The 22,963-nt window shown below is 51.3% G+C and carries 15 protein-coding genes, 1 tRNA gene and 8 pseudogenes; 5 read left to right on the forward strand and 19 right to left on the reverse strand.

Annotated features, from left to right (window positions below; genetic code table 11):
* Window positions 1–3: 3 nt before the first annotated feature.
* From IPK30_03155 to rlmE, 14 genes and pseudogenes are all read right to left on the reverse strand, one after another.
* Window positions 4–369 carry a DNA-binding protein gene (locus tag IPK30_03155; protein ID MBK8102304.1) on the reverse strand — a complete coding sequence of 122 codons (366 nt, stop codon included), beginning with the start codon at window positions 367–369 and terminating at the stop codon, window positions 4–6.
* Window positions 350–460, reverse strand: coding sequence for a hypothetical protein (locus IPK30_03160; GenBank protein ID MBK8102305.1), 111 nt, complete (start codon window positions 458–460; stop codon window positions 350–352). Before IPK30_03160 ends, IPK30_03155 begins: the two co-directional genes overlap by 20 nt.
* Window positions 461–826: 366 nt before the next feature.
* Window positions 827–979: a hypothetical protein gene (locus IPK30_03165; protein MBK8102306.1), complete on the reverse strand. Its 153-nt coding sequence runs from the start codon at window positions 977–979 to the stop codon at window positions 827–829.
* Between the two features lie 248 nt (window positions 980–1,227).
* Window positions 1,228–1,557: a hypothetical protein gene (locus IPK30_03170; protein MBK8102307.1), complete on the reverse strand. Its 330-nt coding sequence runs from the start codon at window positions 1,555–1,557 to the stop codon at window positions 1,228–1,230.
* A 13-nt stretch (window positions 1,558–1,570) separates the two neighbouring features.
* A pseudogene (locus tag IPK30_03175) lies at window positions 1,571–6,237 on the reverse strand (DEAD/DEAH box helicase).
* 125 nt (window positions 6,238–6,362) lie between these two features.
* Window positions 6,363–7,668 (reverse strand): annotated as a pseudogene (locus IPK30_03180) (tyrosine-type recombinase/integrase).
* A 161-nt stretch (window positions 7,669–7,829) separates the two neighbouring features.
* Window positions 7,830–7,914: transfer RNA gene (locus IPK30_03185), tRNA-Leu, on the reverse strand.
* Between the two features lie 6 nt (window positions 7,915–7,920).
* Window positions 7,921–8,350 (reverse strand): annotated as a pseudogene (secG, locus tag IPK30_03190) (preprotein translocase subunit SecG).
* Window positions 8,351–8,365: 15 nt separating this feature from the next.
* Window positions 8,366–9,073 (reverse strand): annotated as a pseudogene (locus IPK30_03195) (triose-phosphate isomerase).
* Window positions 9,074–9,159: 86 nt separating this feature from the next.
* Window positions 9,160–10,467, reverse strand: a pseudogene (glmM, locus tag IPK30_03200) (phosphoglucosamine mutase).
* Between the two features lie 14 nt (window positions 10,468–10,481).
* Window positions 10,482–11,275, reverse strand: a pseudogene (gene folP, locus IPK30_03205) (dihydropteroate synthase).
* Between the two features lie 75 nt (window positions 11,276–11,350).
* Window positions 11,351–12,951 (reverse strand): annotated as a pseudogene (gene ftsH / locus IPK30_03210) (ATP-dependent zinc metalloprotease FtsH).
* Window positions 12,930–13,271: an ATP-dependent metallopeptidase FtsH/Yme1/Tma family protein gene (locus tag IPK30_03215; protein ID MBK8102308.1), complete on the reverse strand. Its 342-nt coding sequence runs from the start codon at window positions 13,269–13,271 to the stop codon at window positions 12,930–12,932. The pseudogene ftsH and the gene IPK30_03215 overlap by 22 nt, the downstream one beginning before the upstream one ends.
* Before the next feature lie 65 nt (window positions 13,272–13,336).
* Window positions 13,337–13,957, reverse strand: coding sequence for a 23S rRNA (uridine(2552)-2'-O)-methyltransferase RlmE (gene rlmE / locus IPK30_03220; protein ID MBK8102309.1), 621 nt, complete (start codon window positions 13,955–13,957; stop codon window positions 13,337–13,339).
* A gap of 131 nt (window positions 13,958–14,088) precedes the next feature.
* On the opposite strand from rlmE, the gene IPK30_03225 reads away from it, so the two are divergent.
* Window positions 14,089–14,400: a YhbY family RNA-binding protein gene (locus IPK30_03225; protein ID MBK8102310.1), complete on the forward strand. Its 312-nt coding sequence runs from the start codon at window positions 14,089–14,091 to the stop codon at window positions 14,398–14,400.
* Between the two features lie 9 nt (window positions 14,401–14,409).
* On the opposite strand, the gene IPK30_03230 is transcribed toward IPK30_03225, so the two are convergent.
* The 3 genes and pseudogenes from IPK30_03230 to IPK30_03240 all read right to left on the reverse strand — a co-directional run bounded on the left by IPK30_03230 (window position 14,410) and on the right by IPK30_03240 (window position 17,145).
* Window positions 14,410–14,652, reverse strand: a complete 243-nt coding sequence (locus IPK30_03230) for a hypothetical protein (GenBank protein MBK8102311.1) — start codon at window positions 14,650–14,652, stop codon at window positions 14,410–14,412.
* A complete protein-coding gene (locus IPK30_03235; GenBank protein MBK8102312.1) occupies window positions 14,649–15,068 on the reverse strand; it encodes a hypothetical protein in 420 nt (139 codons plus the stop codon). Before IPK30_03235 ends, IPK30_03230 begins: the two co-directional genes overlap by 4 nt.
* 6 nt (window positions 15,069–15,074) lie before the next feature.
* Window positions 15,075–17,145: pseudogene (locus IPK30_03240) on the reverse strand (YgiQ family radical SAM protein).
* Between the two features lie 66 nt (window positions 17,146–17,211).
* Here IPK30_03240 and cysE point away from each other — a divergent pair.
* Window positions 17,212–17,985 (forward strand): serine O-acetyltransferase, encoded by a 774-nt coding sequence (gene cysE / locus IPK30_03245; GenBank protein MBK8102313.1) that lies wholly within the window; start codon window positions 17,212–17,214, stop codon window positions 17,983–17,985.
* 31 nt (window positions 17,986–18,016) lie between these two features.
* Here the strand turns inward: cysE and IPK30_03250 are convergent, their stop codons facing one another.
* Window positions 18,017–18,304 carry a hypothetical protein gene (locus tag IPK30_03250; protein MBK8102314.1) on the reverse strand — a complete coding sequence of 96 codons (288 nt, stop codon included), beginning with the start codon at window positions 18,302–18,304 and terminating at the stop codon, window positions 18,017–18,019.
* Between the two features lie 181 nt (window positions 18,305–18,485).
* On the opposite strand from IPK30_03250, the gene IPK30_03255 reads away from it, so the two are divergent.
* Window positions 18,486–20,483: an acyltransferase gene (locus tag IPK30_03255; protein MBK8102315.1), complete on the forward strand. Its 1,998-nt coding sequence runs from the start codon at window positions 18,486–18,488 to the stop codon at window positions 20,481–20,483.
* Between the two features lie 4 nt (window positions 20,484–20,487).
* Here the strand turns inward: IPK30_03255 and orn are convergent, their stop codons facing one another.
* Window positions 20,488–21,045, reverse strand: coding sequence for an oligoribonuclease (gene orn / locus IPK30_03260; GenBank protein MBK8102316.1), 558 nt, complete (start codon window positions 21,043–21,045; stop codon window positions 20,488–20,490).
* A gap of 67 nt (window positions 21,046–21,112) precedes the next feature.
* Between orn and rsgA the strand changes: the two genes are divergently transcribed.
* Window positions 21,113–22,120, forward strand: coding sequence for a small ribosomal subunit biogenesis GTPase RsgA (rsgA, locus tag IPK30_03265; protein MBK8102317.1), 1,008 nt, complete (start codon window positions 21,113–21,115; stop codon window positions 22,118–22,120).
* Complete coding sequence (locus IPK30_03270; GenBank protein MBK8102318.1) at window positions 22,117–22,950, forward strand: RluA family pseudouridine synthase; 834 nt, start codon at window positions 22,117–22,119, stop codon at window positions 22,948–22,950. The genes rsgA and IPK30_03270 overlap by 4 nt, the downstream gene beginning before the upstream one ends.
* Window positions 22,951–22,963 lie beyond the last annotated feature (13 nt).

Raw genomic sequence — 22,963 nt, forward strand, 5'->3', positions numbered from 1 at the left:
GGTTCACCGCACCTCTTTGAAGTCACTGTTTACGATGGGTTGGTTACTATCAACTAATCGTTTCAATGCTTTCGTAACCGTGATGTTGGTTTTCTCAATAAGCAGTGCCAATTTCGCCGTGCCGATGTTCTGGTGCATGATGGTTTCGCAATCCGGGCAGATAGCTGTCAGCTTGCCCAGCCGGTCTGTTATGGGTTGAAAATCTGCTATATCGCACGCCGGTTTTTTTGGCACACGGCAGCGGCAGCAATACAGTTCACCCAGCGCACATTTCTGTTTATTTTTGGTTCGCTTGGCTTGCAGGAAGGCACGCAACACACTGCCTAGCACCAAAGCCGGGCGGCTGATGTCAACGGTGGGCAAAACCATCCTTGTGTATCCACGCTCGCACTGTGTTTTTGTGAATGCCAAACAGTTTGGCGATTTCACCCACTTCATAGCTGTGGTGGATTTTTTGCAAGGTTGGGATTCGGGTGGCGCTTGCTCACAAAACCGTCTTGCGGCCAGTTTGTAAGGTTTGAATTAGCACACGGATTTCAGCATCCGTTTTGCCAGCGATACGCGCCGCATTAGCGCTGCTACTTCACTAGCAGGCCAGCCCACGGCACGCCCGCCTAGTGATATAGGTTTTGTCCAAAGCCCTTTGGGTAATGCGTAAATAAATAGTGGAGCGTGAAAGGCCGGATTCGGTTTGGACGGCAATGAGCCGCAAGATAGTTTTGTTCACAATAGTACCCCCTAGAGCGTTATTGAACTTACAGGGGGGAAGTCTGGGGAAAGGTAAAAAAATCTGGCCGAATTCGGTCTTGGTCTTGCCGAATTCGGTTTATCTACTGCGTGATGTTACGGCTTCATCTATCTGTTTTAGAATTTTGCGGATGGTGTCATCGGTAACAGGCGCGCCAATTTCTTCAGTTGACGATTCAATGGCAACGGATACACCCTTGGCATTCCAATCAAGTTTGGCCTGTCTACACATTGCAGCACTAACACTAGCAGGGTTTGGCGTTCTGTCGTTGCCAGTGGCTTATCAGCTTTAGCCAGAAGCGCATCACGCTCACTAGCAATAGTATCCCTTGTCGAGTTTTAACGCCTTATAAACCTCAGTTGTTTATCAATGCCAGCTTTCAGCGCGTCACGATCAACTTGCAATGCGCGAAAAGAATCTGCGTTAATTGCTGTGTGTGTTGTTCGCTCAATTTCATCAAAAGAAAAATAGGTTTTTGATCAGGTATCGCCTTGCATCCATTCCTTCAAATCGGCATGACGGACTGTTCTGCGGGGAGGCGCAACATGATCACCGGGCTGAATAAACTTTCCATCTCTACCGTGCGGAAGATCATTATTCTCAATTGCATCAAAAATACGCTCAGTATTTAAGCGAAGACAAGGCCATTGCGGAAACAATCCAGCATTAGGTGCAAGCGCGCCATCCATCAAATGTAAAATTTCGGCTTCACGCTCAACTAAATTACACCAACGAATAGCCACTTCTATCGGGTAATAGAAAACCTTCTCTAATGCGTTACAGCTTTTTGAGTCATATAACGAACTCACTGCATCATCCTCACTAACCACCAATATCCAACACCGGCAAAGCATTCACAATTTTCATCGTTTCCAGGCTCACGGTGATCACGCGCATAAACAATTCCAGCGGGTATTTTGCATCACCCACGGTTTCAATTGCCCAGAGGTTGGCATCATTCACTATGCCGCTGTCTTTGTCGGTTTTCACGCACTGACGCTCCACTACCCAATCCAGCGCGGGTTTGCCGTTCACCACATAGTCGTAGGCTTCCAGTGGAATGCCGGTGATGGTGATGCGGTGGTTGTAGATCAAGGTGGTTAAATCTTGTCCTTACCGCTTTTGGCGTATTTCATTTTTTCTACGCGGTAATCTGATCCTGTAGGGGCAAGATTTTTGCCCCTACGTATTCGATGTTCACCGGGTAGGGTTTTACGGTTTCGTAATTCAAGTGCAGTTCTGCCAAGTCGCGCCCGGCTTTTGAAAAGTGCCAGAAATCTTTGGCAGTTTTTACGGCGGGAATGCGCGGCAGTTCTTTGCTGAGGTTGTCGGCGTAGCGTTCGCGGTAGTCGGGTGAATGCAGTAGGCCGTAAACGTAATAGAACAGGTCTTCTTTGTTGATTTTTTCTTTGGGGTAGGCATCTTGAAAGTGCTTTAGGCCGCTATCGGTGATGGCATCCTTGCGAGTGTAGCCGCCTTGCCAGCGGCGGGCTTTGCCCGCTTTGCGGCAAACATATCGCCTGTGCCGTCAAAATCAATCTTGTCGCTGTCTTCTGCGGATTCGTACAAATACAGCGGAAAGCATTGTGCTCCCCCATCGGTTTGTTGCTCCAATACAACGTTGGTTATCAGCGCAAACTGGCCACTTCCGCTCCAGCGCTCCTTGAAAGTGATGATTAAGTTGTGAGAATCTGGATTCGGGAATAGCCTCGGCATTTGCAAGACCATCTCATTAAGGCGTCTGTCGAAGTACATCCATTGTTTTGTAAATGGTCTATATGTTGAAACTGCAATGCGTTCTTCATTAAAGATCAGATGCTTGCTTTTGATAACGTCAGCTCGAAGCGAGCGTGACCAACTAATAAGAGTTGGGTCTTTATCAAGGAAACGGCGGCTGCGACTTCTTTTATTTCTTTCAGTGATCGAGAAAGTTTCGTTAAATCTTGCCAACTCAGACTCATACTTTTCAATCAAACAGCGCAACTTGAGAAAGCGAAGTTTTTGAATAGTTAAAACCCAAGCGTCTCTGTTGGTTTGAACCCCGCCAGAATAGTTATCGAAGATCTTGAGGCCATCGCCTTTTTATCCCCGATCACAATGAACTTACCAAAGCTTTCATCACGCTGCTTTTGAGCCAGTCGCCATGATCGTCTGGCTTAATTTTTTGCCACTTGGTCGATGCCTTTCAAGTTGATGTAAAGTTGGCGATTTTTTCCAGCTTTTCTTCGCGGTTCAGGTAGTCACCAATGTCATGCAAATAGATCTGCCCATGCTGATTGGCATCCGGATTTTGACCAGTATGGAAATCTGCAATCGGCGCACGGCTGCTCATGCCAAAAACGTTGTCTTTTTCCTTACGGCGCTGTTTCTCCAGGAAGGCGTGCGTTGCCCGCAGATGGAAAACGTACAGGCTGGAAAACTCCTCCACCAGCGCCTTGCGAAGGCCGTCAGCGGTATTGGCTTCGACAAAACCTGCATTAGTCACAAAACCAATGACGCCCGCATTACCAATGCGATCCGATGCCCAGCGAATGGCGCGAATGTAGCTGTCATACAGGGCATTTTTGTTGTTGGCCGATGACCTTGCGGCGTAGGTGCTGCGGATGCGTTCATCAAGGTGTAATGTAATACGCCAGCAACACAACTCATTCGCATGAATCTCAGTGCGCTTGTACTTAGTTTCAACTGTTCCGGTGCAATCAAACCACTTTGCGCCAGGCGCGTGATAAACGTACCCGTGCCAGGAACGGGTCAATAATATGCACGCCCTCACTGCCCAAGGTCTGGCCAAACTCACTTTTCAAAATATCGTTTACGCTGTGGATAATAAAATCCACCACTTCCACTGGCGTATACACAATGCCCAAGCGTTCCGTCATTTTCGGGAAAGCATTGCGGAAAAACTTATCGTACAATTCCACAATGATTTTTTGCTTGCCTTGCGCGTTATCAATACCCTCTGCCCGCATCTTCACACTGGCATAGAATTTTTCCAGCGTATCCGCTTCTTTTTCAAGGTGGTGTTCTTGCAACACATCCAATACCGCTTGCATGGCAAGACTCATGGGGTTGTGCTGGGCAAAACTGTAATCACTGAATAGCGCATCAAATACCGGCTTGGTGATTAAAATGCTGTGCCAGCATTTCTATCACTTCTTCATTGCTGATACTGTCATTCAAATCATCACGCAATTCAGCGGCAAAACGCAGTAAAGGCTTTTATCTCTTTGGTATTCGCTGGCGATCCAGAATGGCAGTAATGCGCGATATGCGTTTTGGCAATGCTGGCAATATCTTTGCCCAATCTTCCCAATGCTGGCGGTTGCCACACTTCTGCACCACCTTGGCATAAATGGCGCGTTCAATTTCGCCCACTTCAAACTGCAATTCGGCTTGTTCTGGTTTGTAGTCACCTTGGGTTTTACCAATGCTACGCCCGCCCTTGCCGGTTCCTTTTTTTGTCGCGCCAGCTGCTATCCGCTTTTTGCTGATTTTGTCGGTTATGGCCATTACTTCCATCTTGCTGCGGTCTTGCCCGATCAAATCCAGCTTGTTTATCAAGGCATCAAAACGGTCATCGTGCGAACGCAACGCTTGCAATACCTGCCACACCACCTTGTAGGTTTTGTTGTCATTCAAGGCTTCATGCGGCTCTACACCGGCAGGAATCACCACCGGGCAGAATCACATAGCCACGTTCTTTCCTGCTGCATTGCGCATCACGCGGCCAACGGACGCACCACATCCACCTGTGAATTGCGCGGGGTTAAAAACAGCACAGCATCCAGCGCTGGCACATCCACACCTTCCGATAAACAGCGCACATTGCTGAGAATGCGGCAGGTGTTGTCTGGCGTTTCTGCTTTCAACCAATCCAGCTTTTCTTCTTTGGCGCTGGCATTCATGCTGCCATCAACGTGCGCGGCTTCACACACCAAAGAGGGGCATCGCCGTTTTCGGCTTTCTGATGCTTGGCACTCCACGACTGCCTGAAACATCGAGGCGATATTTTTAGAGCTGACCTTGTGCGTTTTGGCGTTTTTCGGTATTCGATCACTTGGCAAAAGGCCACGGCGCGGCGCATGGCTTCTTTGTCATCCAGCAAATCATCTTGCGCGCCTTGTTTGCTGAGGGCTTTCCAGCACCCGACAATTTTGGCGGCATCATCCACTTTGAGCTGGTTGTTTTCATCCGCTAACAATTTTTGCAGACATTGGCTGATATGCGCTTCATCCACCGCCAATACCAGCACCTTGTAATCCACCAACAATTTGCGGCTCACGGCTTCTGAAAAGGTGATGACGTACAGCTCTTTGCCGTACAGCGTTTCATCATCCATTGAACACAGGGCAACATTGTCTTTTTCTGCCGTGGCTTTTGCGCCATCACCATAAATGCGCGGGGTGGCTGTCATGTATATGCGTTTGGCTGCCCGTAGAAACTTGGCATCATGCACTTTTACAAAATTGGATTCGTCTTCATCGGCAAAGGTTGCGCCGGTGGTGCGGTGCGCTTCATCGCAAACAATCAAATCAAAATCAGCCAGCTTGTAATCTTTTGGGCTTTGCTAATGACATCAATGGAATGGTAGGTGCTGAACACCACGCTCATACTCTGGGCATCGTGGCGTTTTTCCATTTCCAGCGCCAAACGCCTGGGTTCGGTGGTGGCTGGGTAACGCAATTCATGGGCAAAGGTTTGCACCACGTCATCATCGGTTTTGCCTTTTCTTGCCTACGTCACTATCGGAACACACGGCAAACTGTGCAAGGGTGTTTCGCTTTCTTGCGTCCATTCGGTGAGGGTTTGTGATAACAGGGAAAGGCTAGGCACTAGAAACAATACGCGCTTGCCTTTGCCTGCCAGCGTTTCGGCAATTTTCAAACTGGTGAAAGTTTTACCCGTGCCGCACGCCATAATCAATTTGCCGCGTGCTGCATCTTGCAAACCCACTTGCACGGCAGCCAGTGCGCTTTTCTGGTGGTCGCGTAACTGTTTTTTCTTTTTCAATACTGCCGCTTTTTTGGCTTGGTACTTTGCCCAATCTATCTGGCTGCTTTCCAGTGCATTCAAATCTATTTTGGCAACCGGCGGGTGCTGGTTAGACAATGACGCTTCCGCGTTTTCACTCCAGTTATTGGTGGTGGTGATGATAATGCGGTGCGAAAACGTCTTTTTACCGGATGCGGTGAAAAAGCTATCAATATCCGCCTTCTGCACCTTGTAATCTTCCGCGTAAAACTTGCACTGGATGGCGTGGTATTCATCCGTGCCGTGCGTTTTTTGCCACCAAGTCTATGCCGGTATCTTTTTGGTCAGCCCCTGCAGTTGCGCCCAATCGCCATACGTCCACACATCGCTGTATAAATCCCGATACGTGGCTTCATTGCGTAGGTATTGAATGCACAACTTTCAAAGTAAGTTCCTTTTTCGCGTTCGGTAACGGCGGCATTGCGGAAAGTGGAAAGCAGGGTTTGGAGCGGTGACATTTGCCTTCCTTGTGTAATTCAGGCTTGTGTAATTCAGGCTTGTGCAATCTAGGGTTGGCAATGCAGCCAAGTTTGCATCATCTTCCTGCGTTCTGCGATACGCACAGTGGCTAATGCAAATACTGTTATACCGCCTTGTTTCGGCCTGCCATGTAAATCACTGCGCCATCCTGCCTGAACTCAGTTGCCGGTATAAGACCTTCTGCCTGCGCATCAATATAGTCTGCCCACCACTGCAACATTCTCTTGCGCTCTTGCAGGTACTCCGCCTTGTGCTGGTAGGCAGCCCTTACGTTGTCACGCTCTTGATGCCCCAAGTGCCGCTCTATGGCATCCCTGTTCCACAATCCAGATTCGTTCAATGAACTACAGGCCATCAGTGGAAACCGTGCAAACAAATTTCCGCTTTTGTGTCATACCCCAACTTACGCAAACCTCATTCGGCGTGTTTTCACTAATGGGCATGCCCCGCCTTTGCTGGCTCTCGAATACAAAAGTTTTATCGCCTGTTAGCACCTGTAGAGCGCGCAGCAATTCCACCGCCTGACGCGCCAAAGGAATTAACCGTGGTGTACCCATTTTTTCGCCACGGCCTGAATACTTAACCCCCTCTACCACTTCTCGCTGTGCTGGTATCGTCCACTCCGCCCTCGCAAGATCAAACTCAGCCCAACGCGCAAAACGAAACTCTGAAGACCTAGCGCCGGTTAGTAGCGCAAACTGCATAGCGTGCCGCCCTGTGAAGCTGCCGCTGTATTCATTCAACCGCCGCCGTAATTCAGGTAGGCGCTCAAGTGGCAATGCAGGTCTGTGGGTTTCTTTAGGCGTAGCGGTTCCACCCTGTAGGTCCAGCGCCGGATTAGTGTCTATTCGGCCTGTCTGCACAGCGTGCCGCATGATGCCGGTGATGTATTGGCGTAACCTTTCTGTGACTGTAAGGCAGCCGGTTTTTTCTACCACTTGCAGGGGATAGAGCAATTCCACGGTTTTCAGCTCTGCCACTGGGCGCTGCCCTAACAATGGCAGCACGTTCAATTCCAGCCTTCGCCAGATTCGCTCCGCATGGCTTGCACTCCATTTGCCCTCTTTCCGCTTTTTGGTGTGCCACTCCACCGCCACCGCCTCAAACGTGTTGGCCGATGCAATCTGTTTTGCCTAACTTGGTGTTCTTGCGGTTCGCGCTAGGGTCTGCACCCCAGCCAACTCTGCTTTGGCTGCCTTTGCTTTGAGGTGAGCTACTGACAGGCTCAGCGCGGGGTATACACCCAGCCCTATTAGCTCAGCCTCTCCCGTGGCGGGGTGCCGGTATCTCAACTGCCAGTATTTTGAGCCGTTAGGGTGAACCAGCACACACAGGCCGCCACCGTCTGCCATCCGGTATTGCTTTTCCCTTTGGCTTGGCGCTTTTATTGCGGGGTCTGTGAGTGCCATAGCTGCCAGCATCCTGTGTGAGTAAAAATGTACTCACAAATGTACTACATTTATTGGTGGCTGCAATGGAATCAGTTAGTACCCACTAGGACTATCAGGCACAAAAAACCCAGCATTTGCTGGGCTTGAGGGACTTTCTGGGACTTACTAAAACTAAAAAATGGTACCCGAGGCCGGACTCGAACCGGCACAGCTTGCGCCACTACCACCTCAAGGTAGCGTGTCTACCAATTCCACCACCCGGGCTAAAAATTATTTTCCTTTCGATGTTTCAGGCGCAGCAGGCACATCTGCTGCCGGTGTTGTCGCTTCCGGTGCGGTCGGCGCATCGCCAGCTGGCGCTGTTTTTTCTACAGCAGGTGCCGCATCACTAGCAGGCTGTTTTGCATCTTTGTTGTGTTGCTCAATGACGGCGGCGGAAGGAATGCCTTCATCGCTCAGACCGGCGCCCGCTTTGTTTTTAGCCAACATCGCTAAACCAAAACTGGTGACGAAAAAACTGCCACCAAAATCGCTGTGGTGTGGCTGAGGAAGTTGCCGCTGCCGGTGCTGCCAAACAGCGTTTGCGAGCCACTGCTGCCGAAAGAAGCACTGACTTTGCGCCTTTACCCTGCTGCAGCAGGATGAGGGCGACGATGGCGATGCTCACCAAAATGTGTAGTGCAATGATCAGTGGTTCCATGCTTGTTCCGCTGCGTTAATGATGGCGCAAAAACTGTTCGGGGTCTAGCGCTGCGCCGCCCACCAAACCGCCATCGACATCTGGTTGGGCAAAAGAAGGGCGGCATGATCCGCTTTCACACTGCCCCCGTAAAAGCACGCGCAACTCGCCAGCATGAGTCGGTAGCCGCTCTGCCCATTGCTGTCGAATAAAGGCATGCACAGCCTGCGCCTGCTCGGGCGTGGCGGTTTTGCCAGTGCCTATTGCCCACACCGGTTCATACGCCACCACCAATTGCTGCAGTTGCACTGGCTCCAAATGATCCAAGGCCGCGTGTAATTGTCGAGCCACCACCAACTTCGTTGCATCTCGCTCACGCTCGGCCAGCGTCTCTCCCACGCACAGCACCGGTGTAATGCCACAGGCTAATGCCTGACGAATTTTAGCAACCACCTGATCGTCCATTTCACCTAGCAAAGTGCGGCGCTCTGAATGCCCCACCAGCACATAATGGCAGCCGAAATCCGCCAACATGGCCGCAGCTACTTCACCGGTATACGCACCCCTGCGCATGATCGCTCACATTTTGTGCGCCCCACTGAATTGCCGTGCCCTGCAATTGTTCGCGACACGCCGCCAAGTATGGAAACGGCGCGCACACCGCCATTTGCGGTGCACAATGTTTCTTGTGCCTTGCAACAAAGCTTGCATCAACGCGCTGTTACTGGCCTGCGTGCCGTGCATTTTCCAGTTGCCGATGACCAAGGGTTTGCGTGATGAATGCGTCATAAAAACCTCAAGTCAATGCTGTTTCAACCACAACTGCCAATTCAGCAGCCAACGGTTTTACTAAGCCCATGTCTGCGCCCTTCCACCATTACGCGCACTACCGGCTCCGTGCCAGACGGACGCAACAAGACACGCCCTTGTCCACCCAATTTTTCTTCGGCTTGTTGCACCGCTTGGTGAATGACTGGATGCTCACTGAGATCACTTTCTGCACGCACGCACATTAATCATCACCTGCGGAAACTTGTGCATACCGCGTCGCGCTTCTGCCAGTTTTTTGCCGCTGTTACGCAGCGCCAACAACACTTGCAGAGCAGAAACCACACCATCACCGGTGGTGGTGAAATGATTACAAATAATATGACCGGAAGATTCGCCGCCGAGGTTCCAACTGTTTTCTTGCATGCCTTCAATCACATAGCGATCGCCCACTTTGGTGCGCACAAAAGGAATGTCACGCTGCTGCAAGGCCAATTCAAAACCCAAGTTACTCATTTGTGTGCCGACCCACCTTTGCACATGCCGCGCTGCTGTTGATCGCAGGCGATGATAAAGAGCAATTCGTCGCCATCCACCAATTCACCCGTGTGATCAACAAACAGCACACGATCGCCGTCACCGTCAAACGCAATACCGAGATCGGCTTTGTGCTCCAACACCGCGCGCTGCAATTCACTTCGGATGGGTAGAACCGCAGTTCTGATTGATATTCAAACCATCCGGCTTGCTCGCCAATTCAATCACCTCTGCGCCCTGCTCGCGCAATACATTCGGCGCGATGTGATAAGTAGCGCCATTAGCACAATCCACCACAATACGCATGCCGCGCAAATGAAAATTAAATGGCGTGGTGCTTTTGCAAAATTCAATGTAACGCCCCGCCGCATCAACAATGCGTTTGGCCTTACCCAGTAATGTAGGATCTTCTATCTGCATCGGCTCTTTAACTGCGCTTCCAATTTCCAACTCCACTTCATCGGGCAATTTGCTGCCGTCCGCACAAAAAAACTTGATGCCATTGTCTTCATGCGGATTGTGCGAGGCGCTGATCACAATGCCTGCTTGTGCGTTAAAGGTGCGCGTGAGATAGGCAATCGCCGGTGTAGGCATAGGCCCCAACAAACCCACATTCACACCGGCACTGATTAAACCCGCCTCTAAAGCCGATTCAAACATGTAGCCAGAAATGCGCGTGTCTTTGCCTATCAAAATCAATTTATTTTCATCGCTGGCGTGACGCGCAAAACTTTCCCTGCCGCCCAACCCAAACGCAAAATAAAATCCGGCGTGATGGGATATTCTCCTACACGACCACGAATGCCATCGGTGCCAAAAAATTCTCTACTCACACGATTAATCCTTTTTAATTTTTTTCATTGATGGCGCACCATACGCGCACCATATCGACAGTTTCTGCCACATCGTGCACACGAAGAATACGCGCGCCGCGATCTAAAGCCATTTGTGCCAAGGCCAGAGAAGCAGGTAAGCGTTCCTCGACAGGTTTACCCGTCAGTTTACCGGCTATGGATTTGCGCGACAGCCCCACCAAGAGCGGATACGGCAACTGCGCCAATACATCTAAACGGCGCAGCAAATCTACATTGTGTTCTAGCGTTTACCAAAGCCGAAGCCGGGGTCGAGCAAGATATTTTGCGGCGCAATACCAGCCTGTACACAAGTGGCTGCGCGCTGTTGCAACCACGCAGCCACCTCCGTTACCACATCGTCATAGTGCGGATGGTCTTGCATGTTTTCCGGCTCACCCTGCATGTGCATCAAACACACCGGCAAGCCCGTTTGCTCGGCAGTTTGCAGCGCGCCTTCTCGTTGCAGCGCGCGCACATCGTTGATCATACCTGCGCCGAGTGCAGCCGCCTCGCGCATCACTTGCGGGTTGCTGGTATCAACAGAAATAACCACATCCAAGCGCACAGCTACCGCTTCAACAACCGGCAACACGCGCGCCATTTCTTCCTGAGAAGAAACCGGCTGCGCATGCGGGCGCGTGGATTCACCGCCTATATCCAACACGCGCGCACCATTGGCCAGCATTTTTTCTGCGGCGCGCAGGCAGTGATCGAGTTGTGCTTGCTTGTGCGCAAAAAACACGCCGCCATCGGAAAAAGAATCGGGCGTGATATTAAGGATACCCATCACCGCCGGGCTGGATAAATCCAACACACGGTTTGCGCAGTGCAATTGCATGGAGCGTGCTGGATCAGCGAGCGATCAATGTTCGCCCGCTGGCCCACCAATCGGCGTCACATTATTCGGCGGCGGCGTGTTGTTTTCAGCCGCTTCTGGCGTATTGCCACTCGGCTTATTGCCGCCGGTGTTGCTGTTGTGCCAATCGCGCGGCGCACGCACAGCGCGACGCGCCATCAAATCATCCACTTGCTCGCTGTCCAGCGTCTCATATTCCATCAACGCATTTTTCATCGCTTCCAAAATATCGGTATTCGCTTGCAGCATTTCTGTGGCGCGCGCATAACTCGCATCCAGAATAGTTTTAATTTCACTATCAATCAGCTCTTCTGTGTGCGCAGAAATATTTTTCACGAAAACCTTCGCCATCGCGGCGTCGTAATCCAAGGCGCCGAGTTTTTCAGACAAACCATAATTCACCACCATCGCGCGCGCAATGCTGGTCGCCATCTGAATATCACTGTACGCGCCAGTGGAAACACCGTCTGCACCGTAAATCATTTCTTCAGCAATGCGGCCGCCGTACGCCGTAGCAATATCACTCAACAATTTGCGTTTGCTAGTGCTAATGCGATCTGCTGTTGGCAAAAACCATGTGATGCCCAGCGCACGACCACGCGGAATAATCGTGACTTTGTGAATCGGATCATGCTCCGGCATGAGATAGCCGACGATAGCGTGACCGGCCTCGTGGTAGGCAGTCATGGTTTTTTTCTTTTCCGACATCACCATGGATTTGCGCTCGGCACCCATCATGATTTTGTCGCGCGCTTTTTCAAATTCTTCTGTCGTCACCAAACGGCGATTGCCGCGCGCGGCAAACAGTGCCGCTTCATTTACCAAGTTAGCGAGATCCGCACCAGAAAATCCAGGGGTACCGCGTGCGATGATGGACGCATCTACCGCTTCATCCAGCGGCACTTTGCGCATATGCACTTTCAAAATTTGTTCACGGCCGCGAATATCCGGCAGCGCCACATGCACTTGGCGATCAAAGCGACCGGGGCGCAACAACGCTTTATCCAGCACATCGGGGCGGTTGGTAGCGGCGATGACAATCACGCCTTCGCTGCCTTCAAAGCCGTCCATTTCGACGAGCAATTGATTCAGCGTTTGCTCGCGTTCATCATTGCCGCCGCCATGACCGCCGCCGCGATGTCTGCCCACGGCATCAATCTCGTCGATAAACACAATGCACGGCGCTTGCTTCTTTGCCTGCTCAAACATATCGCGCACACGCGACGCACCCACGCCGACAAACATTTCCACAAAATCGGAACCGGAGATAGAAAAAAACGGCACTTTGGCTTCGCCGGCAATCGCTTTAGCCAATAAAGTTTTACCGGTACCTGGAGGCCCCGACATCAACACGCCGCGCGGAATTTTTCCGCCCAATTTTTGAAAGCGCGAAGGGTCGCGCAAAAACTCCACCAGTTCGCTGACATCTTCTTTGGCTTCGTCTACACCGGCCACATCTGCAAAGGTGGTTTTGATTTGGTCTTCCGACAACAAACGCGCTTTGCTTTTACCAAAGCTCATCGGCCCGCCTTTGCCGCCCATGCCGCCCTGCATTTGGCGCATGAAAACATGAACACACCGATAATCAACAAGACGGGCAACACAGCAAAAACAATTGCTGCAACAAGCCGGGTTGTTCCGGCTCACGCCCTTCTACTCTGACATTGTTGCTCAACAAATCGTCCATCAAATGTGTGTCCAATACATTCGGGCGCACAGTTTGAAACGCAGTGCCATCCTTCATTGCACCGTTGATTTTTTGACCGTCGATCACCACCGAGGCCACGCGCTGCTGTTGTACTTCTTGAATAAAAGCAGAGTATTCGAGCGCGCTGGCCGGTTGTTGCGGTGCGAGATTTCGGAACGCCGACATCAGCACAAAAAGAATGGCACCCCAGATCAGCAGTGTTTTAATTGTGTCGTTCAAAATCAAACCCTCTCGATACCACTTTCAATACATTTTCTTGCTCGTGACATAGCCACGCAGCATTGTTAATTTTTAAAACCTTGCGCTAGCAGATACACCTCACGCGATCGCGCGCGCGAGGCCTGCGGCTTGCGGGTGCTCACTTTTTTGTAGCGCCCCTTCAAGACTTTCAGCAGTTCATCAAAACCTTCGCCGTGGAATACTTTGGTGAGGAAAGCGCCGTCTGGCTTCAACACTTGCGCCGCCATCTCGCTCGCCAGCTCCACCAAGTACATCGCGCGCGGCTGATCCACACCTGCCATACCGCTCATGTTGGGGGCCATATCCGAAATCACAAGGTCCGCCTTGCGTTCACCCAGAGCGGCCAATATCTCCGCCAACACCGTCTCTTCGGTGAAATCGCCGTGGATAAAATCGACGCCGGCCAGAGTATCCATCGGCAAAATATCACTGGCGATCACGCGGCCGTGATGCCCCACCAGCGCCACCGCCACTTGCGACCAGCCGCCAGGGGCGGAACCGAGATCAACCACCGTCATGCCGGGGCGAATCAGGCGATCGTTCTCCTGAATTTCCAGCAACTGAAAGCTGGCACGCGAGCGGTAGCCCTGCTTCTGCGCTTCTTTGACGTACGGATCATCGAAATGCTCCCTCAACCAGCGCCCGCTGCTGCGCGAGCGACCCACTTTTTTTGCAGGTTTATTGATCGGGGAGTCGGGAGTCATGCGTGGTTTCCTGTTGCTGTGACCATCATACCAGTTGACCGCCGCAAAGCCGCTACAATGCGCGCCCGCCCTCGCCTCTTCGGACAGCCGCCATGAGCCTCGACAGTCACACTCGCCAACAACTGAAAGCATTGGGGCATGCGCTCAACCCGGTGGTCACTGTGGCTGGCAAAGGATTGGCCGACAGCGTACTTGATGAAGTGCGTCGCGCTCTGCACGACCACGAACTGATCAAAGTGAAATTCGCCGTGGGCGATCGCGTAGCAAAGCAACAAATCATTGCGGATATGTGCGCCCGCTGCGAATGCGAATTAGTGCAACAAATTGGTCACATTGCGCTGGTATACAAGAAGAATCCACAAGCGAAATTGGGCTTGAGCAATATTCGTAACAGCGTTGAGTAAAACTGTCGCTCAACGCATCGGAATCGAAATTTTGAGTTCAGCGCCCTGGATGACATCAAGGTAATTGTTGCTGCCATTTTTTTTGTCCGGATTATTCCGTGTGGCCGTACTGTTGTCGTCTCCTTCCATAATCAAGTTCCCACCTAACCGCACATCATTTGGATCTATTTTTTTCGCAAAAAAGTCTGGGATTTCTTTTTGTTTTTTCACCTCCCATCGCGAAGTGTGGCCGTAGTAAAGGTCTTCTTTCATTCGCAAACGCAGTGCTTTTTGGGTGTTGTTGTTGCTTTTGGCACTTGCGGTTGTGATTTGTTTTTCACTACCGCCACGGCGGCATTGCTAACCGGCTCCGGTTTTTTCACTACTTCAGGCTTTTTGATTTCCTCAACGGAGGGCTCTACATCTTTTACTGGCGGCGGCGGCTGCGCTAAATCCACCTCACCTTTGCCAATATCGGACGCGATCACAACCGCATCTGCTTTTTCCGTCGCCAATGGCAGTAACAAAGGCGCCTGTGGCACTTCGCCTTCCCAGTGTGGCTGCACCATGTTTTGCCATTGAAATTCTCGGCTTTTTTCGTATTCATTCACCGCAAACAACAGCAGCAACGACATCAGTAACAAACTGAGAAAAATCGTTGTGCTGCGAATGACAGTGCGCTGCTGCATAGTGGTTTACCGCGTTCGCCGCGGCGGCAAGCCGGTGTGCTGCGTCAATAATTTATTGGCGCGACGACGATACATGGCATCGGCATTTTTGATACGCGCGTCAATTTTCACCGGCTGCGTTTTAGGAATGAGGTGATGCGCGCCGTTGCCGATCAAATCCGCGCGCCCCATTTTGTGCAACGCCGTGCGCAGCAGCGGCCAGTTGTCTGGATCGTGATAGCGCAAAAACGCTTTGTGCAATTTGCGTTGATTGATGCCCTTCGGCACCGCCACGGTTTCGCTGTTGGCACGAATGCGTTTTAGCGGATTTTTTCCTGTGTGATACATCGCGCTCGCCATCGCCATTGGCGAGGGAATAAAGGCTTGCACTTGATCAGCTTGGAAATTGTATTTCTTCAACCACAGCGCGAGATTCATCATATCTTCGTCGCGCGTGCCGGGGTGAGCCGCTACAAAATACGGAATGAGATACTGCTCTTTGCCCGCTGCGCGCGAATATTTTTCAAACATGCCTTTGAAGCGGTCGTAAGTGCCAATGCCCGGCTTCATCATCTTGGTCAGCACGCTTTCTTCCGTGTGCTCGGGCGCAATTTTCAAATAACCACCGACATGATGCGTGACCAACTCTTTCACATACTCCGGTGTTTCTACCGCCAAGTCATAGCGCAGACCTGAGGCGATCAATTTTTTTTACCCCTGGCAGCGCGCGCGCTTTGCGATACAACTTCACCAGCGGCATTTGATTGGTTTCGAGATTGCTGCATATCGTTGGATACACACAAGACAAGCGCCGACAACTCTGCTCAATTTTTTCGTCTTTGCAATTCAAGCGCCACATATTGGCGGTGGGGCCGCCGAGATCAGAAATCACGCCGGTAAATCCCGGCACTTTGTCGCGAATATCTTCAATTTCTTGCAGGATAGATTCTTCCGAGCGGCTCTGAATAATGCGTCCTTCGTGTTCAGTGATGGAACAAAAAGTGCAGCCGCCAAAGCAGCCGCGCATGATGTTCACTGAGAAACGGATCATTTCATACGCAGGAAATTTGGCTTTACCATACGATGGATGCGGTTGGCGCGAATACGGCAAACCAAAAACGCTGTCCATTTCTTGAGTGGAAAGCGGCAGCGGCGGTGGATTCATCCACACAGCTCTGTCGCCGTGCTGTTGTATCACTGCGCGCGCATTGCCAGGATTGGTTTCTTTGTGAAACACGCGCGAAGCATGGGCGTACAACAGCGTGTCGCCACTCACTGCTTCAAACGAAGGCATGCGTACCACTTCTGCTTTTTTTTGCACGGAAGATTTTTCTTCGTGGTCTGGTGCCATCAAACGCACCACCTCGGCTCCTTCGATTTCAGTGGCATCAACTTCTTGAAAATCTGCCAGCACATTTTTCGTGATAAACGCCGTGCCACGAATATCGTAAATATCACGAATGTTTTCGCCCGCTGCTAAACGATGCGCGAGTTCCACCACTTGTCTTTCTGCGTTGCCATAAATCAGCATATCGGCTTTGCTGTCGAACAAAATCGAACGGCGCACTTTTTCTGACCAGTAATCAAAATGCGCAAGACGACGCAAACTCGCTTCAATGCCGCCGATGACCAGCGGTACATTAGGGAACGCTTCACGGCAGCGCTGGCAATAAGTGAGTGTGGAGCGATCGGGTCTACGGCCGCCTTCGCCATTCGGTGAGTAAGCATCGTCGGAGCGAATTTTTTTATCCGCCGTGTAGCGGTTAATCATCGAATCCATGTTGCCGGCTGTCACGCCGAAAAATAAATTCGGTTTGCCCAGCGCTTTGAAGGCTTCGGCGGATTGCCAATCCGGCTGCGCGATGATGCCGACGCGAAACCCCTGCGCTTCCAGTGTGCGACCGATCACCGCCATGCCGAAACTGGGGTGGTCGATATAGGCATCGCCGGTGACGATGATGATGTCGCAGCTATCCCAACCCAACACATCCATTTCTGCGCGCGACATCGGCAACACAGGCGCAGCGCCAAAACGCTTCGCCCAAAATGGCTTGCGACCAAACAAATCCGGCGCAAGAGAGGTACTGGCTGCTGACATGAATTTACCTCAATTCTCAACGCGCATCTTATACTGCACGCCATTCTTTATTGTAGATCGACCACCATGATCGAAGCACTGTGGCAAACCATTCGCAGCACAGCCGAGCGGGAAGCCGCGCAAGAACCCGTGCTCGCCAGTTACCTACACAACACGGTGTTGCGCCATCAAAGCCTCTGTTCTGCACTGGGTTTCCTTATCGCTGGCAAACTGGACTGCCAAGCTCTACCCGCGTTGACGCTGATGGAGGTGTTTGCCGAAGCCTTTTGTGCAGATACCTCGATTACGGCGGTAGTAGCGCAGGACATCGAAGCCATCACCACCCGCGACCCCGTGTGCCAATCGCCCTTGCAGGCCCTGCTATTTTACAAAGGCTTTCACGCGCTCACGGCGTGGCGCGTGGCGCACTGGCTGTGGCAGCAAAATCGCAAACCGCTGGCGTACTTTTTACAAAATCGCATTTCGGTGATTTTTGCGGTGGATATTCATCCTGCGGCGCGCATCGGCGGAGGCGTATTGCTCGATCACGCCACCGGCATTGTGATCGGCGAGACAGCAACCGTGGCCGATAATGTGTCCATTCTGCAAGACGTGACCCTCGGCGGCACCGGCAAAGAAACGGGCGACCGCCACCCGAAAATTGGCGCAGGCGTGTTGATTGGCCCCGGCAGCAAAATCCTCGGCAACATCAAAGTGGGTGCTTGCGCCCAAATTGCGGCAGGCAGCGTGATCCTCAAAGATGTGCCCGACTGCGCATTGATGGCGGGCGTACCCGCCAAGCAAATCGGCCAAAGCGATTGCGCGCAACCGGCGCTGGAAATGCGGCAGACTTTGGACTGAAACACCGAAACACAACATCAAAAAGCGTAAGTCAGGAGTCGGGAAATACCGCGATCCCATCCTCGCCTGGGTGCTCTTCTTTTTCTGCTCTTTCAATTGCTCTCAACAACTTGGCATGCTCCTGAGGGTCATGCCCAGAACGCAAGTAGTGGGAAATATGCTTGTACACCTCTTCCAGTCTTATATTGCGATTAAATTGGTACAAAAATACATGCCCTAACGCGGAGGCATCTTCACCCACACGCAGTGTTTTTGCCGCCTCTAACGCTGTTTCAGTCTGTTCAACCGTGGGTTTTTTGATACGCATATTTTCCATCATTTCATTCTCCTCTTCGCACTGATAGACAACCGCAGCATTGCTTAGCTATTTTACAAAACAAAGAAAAACTTGCGGTAATGCTGCAACTCGGCAATGGAATTACTACACACAAAGGAACCGGCATCATTGGGCTTTTACCTGTACAATTCGGAGAATAATAACAACCTCGGCCTTATGCCAAATGAATAACAGCCAAAATACGCCTATCAATTTTTCGGTTCCCTTGCCCGATTTTCAATACCGCCCCGATATCGACGGCTTGCGAGCCATCGCAGTCACTTCAGTGATCGGCTTCCACACATTTCCCAATCTTATCAGCGGTGGATTTGTTGGCGTTGATATTTTCTTCGTTATCTCAGGATTTCTGATTTCGTCCATCATTCTGAAATCATCAGCGACTGGCAGCTTCTCCATTCTTGACTTTTACTCTAGGCGAATCAGACGGATCTTTCCAGCCTTGCTACTGATGCTTGCCACTTGTTTGCTGGCAGGCTGGATATTGTTATTCCCCGACGAATTGAAACAATTAGGGAAACATGTATTAAGTGCCAATTTTTTTGTCCTGAATTTCACTTTGTGGTCTGAAGCAGGATATTTCGACACTGCTTCAGAACTGAAACCTTTATTACATTTATGGTCACTGAGTATTGAAGAACAGTTTTATACCCTGTGGCCAATCACGCTGCTGTTTTTTGCTAGATACAAGAAACCATGGATCTTGATAGCTGCAATAACAGCAATATCTTTTTTATTATGTGTATCAGAAACTTTCGGAAAGGTTGGAAACTTTTACATGCCACTAACAAGGGTATGGGAATTATTATGTGGCGGATTACTGGCATTCATCCCATCCCAACCTGACGCAGTGAACGGCATAGCCGGTAAGTATCCACGACTACAGCGCACGCTGATTGAAACACTCTCATTAATAGGCATCACATTGTTGTGTGTGGCTATTTTCACGCTGAATGGAAAAACCAAGTTCCCAGGCTGGGCTGCGCTGTTTCCGGTGCTAGGCACTGTGATACTCATCGCCGCAGGACCAACAACCCTGATTAATCGATATTTGCTGGGGAACTGTTTCTTCGTATTTATCGGTCTCATCAGTTATCCGTTGTATTTATGGCACTGGCCGCTATTGTCATTTCCAAAAATTACAGATGGCCTAACACTGTCAGCCGAAGTAAAAGTAATTGCTGTCTTTATGGCGATTATCTTCGCCACTCTGACTTACCAATTTGTTGAGAAACCTCTGCGCCATAAAGGCAATATCGCCAGTATTGCCCTGTTGCTGGCTGCCTTGTTAACCGCTGGCATAGGCAGTCTATTTTTCACTGGCTTTATTCATCCAAGACACGCTGATGCATTGGCACAAAAAATTGCCGCTGCAACGCAAGATGGAGCTTTCGGATCCCCAACATCCCAAACGATAGGCGTTTTAATCGACAATCAGGAATATCGTTCCGTCGGCAATGGAAAAAAAATCACACTGTACATTGGAGACAGTAATATGGATCAATACTGGCAGGGGATAGAAACGCTCATCCATGCCAGCAATGGCTCCAGAAAAGCCATGCTTACGGGTTGTCGTTTACCCATTTTGAATCTCCGCCATCTAGGAGATGATCTGGATTGCAATCCAACCAATTCCCGCGCGCTTTTAATGGCCACCAGTAACCCCGATGTCGACACTGTGGTACTAGGTGCGCAATGGCGCGGAACATTCAGCTTTCAATATCAAGATGGCAATCAGTTGTACCCAATGAATACACCTGAAGGTCTACAAAAAGCAATGGATCAACTGACCAACACCATCAAGAACCTCACGGATCAAGGTAAAACAGTTTATCTATTACTGAATATCCCCGGCGGAGAAGAATTTGATCCGCACAAGCTGATAAAGCGTTCGTTGCTGGGTTTTCACCCTACTGCTCATCTAGAAGGAGGCATATCACTGGACGAGCACTACAGGAGAACCGCAGCTATCACGCCACTATTGCGCGATGTAGCGCAACGCAGCGGCGCAATTATTCTGGATCCAGCTGATTTTATGTGTGCAGCACAGTGGTGTAGCGCGGTCACACCGGATGGCGAAGTGATTTACAGGGACATCGATCACCTGAAAGGATCCTACAGTCATGATTACCCTGCATTCATCGGCCAGACACTGAAACATTAATTTCTCAGGTGATGAAAAAATATTTGCGGTAATGCTGCAACTCGGCAATCGAATCGCGGATGTCATCCAGCGCGAGGTGTGAGCTATTTTTTTTCACGCCTTCGGTAATTTCTGGTCGCCAGCGTTTCGCCAATTCTTTGATGGTACTGACATCCAAATTGCGGTAGTGAAAAAACGCTTCCAGTTGCGGCATGCCGCGCCACAAAAAACGGCGATCCTGACAGATGCTATTGCCGCACATCGGTGAAGCGCCGGCTGGCACCCACTGCGCGAGAAACGCGAGCGTCTGGCGCTCGGCTTCGGCAACATCTATATCGCTGGTCAGCACGCGCGCCGTCAGTCCGCTGTTGCCGTGCTGGCGCGTGTTCCACTCGTCCATGGCATCCATCGTCGCCTGCGTTTGGCGTATCGCTAAGGCAGGGCCTTCTGCCAAGACTTTGAGATCGCTGTCGGTGACGATGGTGGCGATCTCGATGATGACATCGGTATCAGGGTTCAAACCGGTCATCTCCAAATCAATCCAAATTAAATGGTCTTTGTGCACAACGGGCTTCGGTTGCATCTCGCCGCTCTCTTGGTAAGGTGTGCGCCATTCTTACCGCTACGCCCGCCGATGTGAAGCCGACTTAATGGCCAGACGACTCACCGACCAACAACGCCGCCGCATTGCGCTGCAACAAACGCGACGGCGCAGTGCCGTGGCCAGCGAAGACGCACCGGATGAAACGCAACTGGGCGGCGAGCAAGAAGTGTTGATCGTCGCGCATTACGGCAGACAAGTAGATGTGGAAACTTTGGATGATGCACCGCGCAGCCTGCGCTGTTTTTTGCGCACCAATATGGAAGCGCTGGTGACGGGCGACCGCGTGATTGCCAAGTTGCCAACACCCGACAGTGAAATTGCGCAGGGCGTGGTGGTGGCCAGCAGCGCGCGCCGTTCACTGCTTTCGCGCCCCGACAGCCGCGGCTTGCTGCGCCCCATTGCCGCCAATATCGATGTGATGCTGGTGACGATTGCGCCCGCACCGGAACCGTTTCCGTTTTTGGTGGATCGCTATTTGGTCGCGGCGCATCTCTACGGTATTGCCGCTGCCATCGTGTGCAACAAAACCGATTTACTCAACGACGAAAATCGCGCCGTGCTTGATCGCATGCTGCATGTTTATCAACAGATTGGCTATTCCGTTTTTTCTGTGTCTACGCAACAAGAAAAAAGCCTGCACGCACTGCGACAGTTTTTGCAAAGCAAAACCTCGGTGATTGTTGGGCAATCTGGTGTGGGGAAATCGTCTCTAATTCACGCCCTGCTGCCAGACACAGAAATTGCCATCGGCGAATTATCAGCCGGTGTTGAAAAAGGCAAACACACCACCACCACTGCGCGCCTGTATCACTTGCCGGAAGGCGGCGATTTGATTGATTCCCCTGGCATACGCGAATTAACTTTGCCTGCCATTCCCGCGCCAGATTTGCTGTCGCATTTTTCTGATTTACAGCAGCACGCGCACGGCTGCCGCTTCCGCGACTGCCAGCACGAACACGAACCAGACTGCGCAGTACTCGCCGCCGAACAAAGCGGAAAAATTTTTCCTGAGCGTTTAGCCAGTTATCGCCACATTCTCACGAATCTTGTATGACAGACACTCCCATCAAAAAATTCGAGCACAGCATCACCATTACCGCGAATGGAAAACGCGCGATTGATTGGCTGGCAGAAAACACGCCGCTGTCGCGCATGCAACTCAAAAAAGCGATGGCCAACGGCGCGGTGTGGCTGCAAATCAACAAGAAACAGGAGCGCATGCGCCGCGCTACCCGCGAATTGCCCGCCAACAGCACGCTGCATATTTATTTTGATGTCGATATTCTTGCGCTCACCGCACCCATGCCCACAAAAATTGCCGACGAGCGCAGTTACTCCGTGTGGTACAAACCCGCAGGCTTGCTGGCGCAAGGCACGCTGCAAGGCGATCACTGTTCGCTGCTGCGTATCGCCGAGCAACTCACGCAGCGCAAAACATTTCTGGTGCATCGTTTGGATCGCGAAGCCAACGGCTTGATGTTGGTGGCACACACTGAAAGAGCCGCTGCCGCACTCTCCGCTTTATTTCAAAACAATCGCATCGCGAAACATTATCGCGCCAGCGTGCACGGTGAATGGAAACCCGCCGCTGACACAGCACTGCCGCTAAAAATTGACAGCCCGATTGACGGTAAACACGCCGTAACCTGGATAGACAAAGCCACTTACGATGCGGGCAACGCTTGCACACACTTACAACTGCACATCGACACCGGACGCAAACACCAAATTCGCCGCCACCTTGCAGAATTAGGTCATCCCATACTGGGCGATGCGCGTTATGGCACAGCTACACACGCTTCCACGCTGGCATTGACGGCGAGCAGCATGGAATTTTCTCTGCCCGCTCGCCAATCGCAAGCGATTGTTTGTATTGCCACCTGAAATTTCAGCACAG

Source organism: Cellvibrionales bacterium, assembly GCA_016713115.1.
GTDB lineage: Bacteria > Pseudomonadota > Gammaproteobacteria > Pseudomonadales > UBA7239 > UBA7239.

Bases quoted from the DNA above. Each gene is read 5' to 3' on its own strand.
- IPK30_03155 (MBK8102304.1), bottom strand. From the start codon at position 369: ATGGTTTTGCCCACCGTTGACATCAGCCGCCCGGCTTTGGTGCTAGGC.
- IPK30_03165 (MBK8102306.1), bottom strand. From the start codon at position 979: ATGTGTAGACAGGCCAAACTTGATTGGAATGCCAAGGGTGTATCCGTT.
- IPK30_03225 (MBK8102310.1), top strand. From the start codon at position 14,089: ATGAGCCTCGACAGTCACACTCGCCAACAACTGAAAGCATTGGGGCAT.
- IPK30_03230 (MBK8102311.1), bottom strand. From the start codon at position 14,652: ATGAAAGAAGACCTTTACTACGGCCACACTTCGCGATGGGAGGTGAAA.
- IPK30_03235 (MBK8102312.1), bottom strand. From the start codon at position 15,068: ATGCAGCAGCGCACTGTCATTCGCAGCACAACGATTTTTCTCAGTTTG.
- cysE (MBK8102313.1), top strand. From the start codon at position 17,212: ATGATCGAAGCACTGTGGCAAACCATTCGCAGCACAGCCGAGCGGGAA.
- IPK30_03250 (MBK8102314.1), bottom strand. From the start codon at position 18,304: ATGATGGAAAATATGCGTATCAAAAAACCCACGGTTGAACAGACTGAA.
- IPK30_03255 (MBK8102315.1), top strand. From the start codon at position 18,486: ATGAATAACAGCCAAAATACGCCTATCAATTTTTCGGTTCCCTTGCCC.
- orn (MBK8102316.1), bottom strand. From the start codon at position 21,045: ATGCAACCGAAGCCCGTTGTGCACAAAGACCATTTAATTTGGATTGAT.
- rsgA (MBK8102317.1), top strand. From the start codon at position 21,113: ATGGCCAGACGACTCACCGACCAACAACGCCGCCGCATTGCGCTGCAA.
- IPK30_03270 (MBK8102318.1), top strand. From the start codon at position 22,117: ATGACAGACACTCCCATCAAAAAATTCGAGCACAGCATCACCATTACC.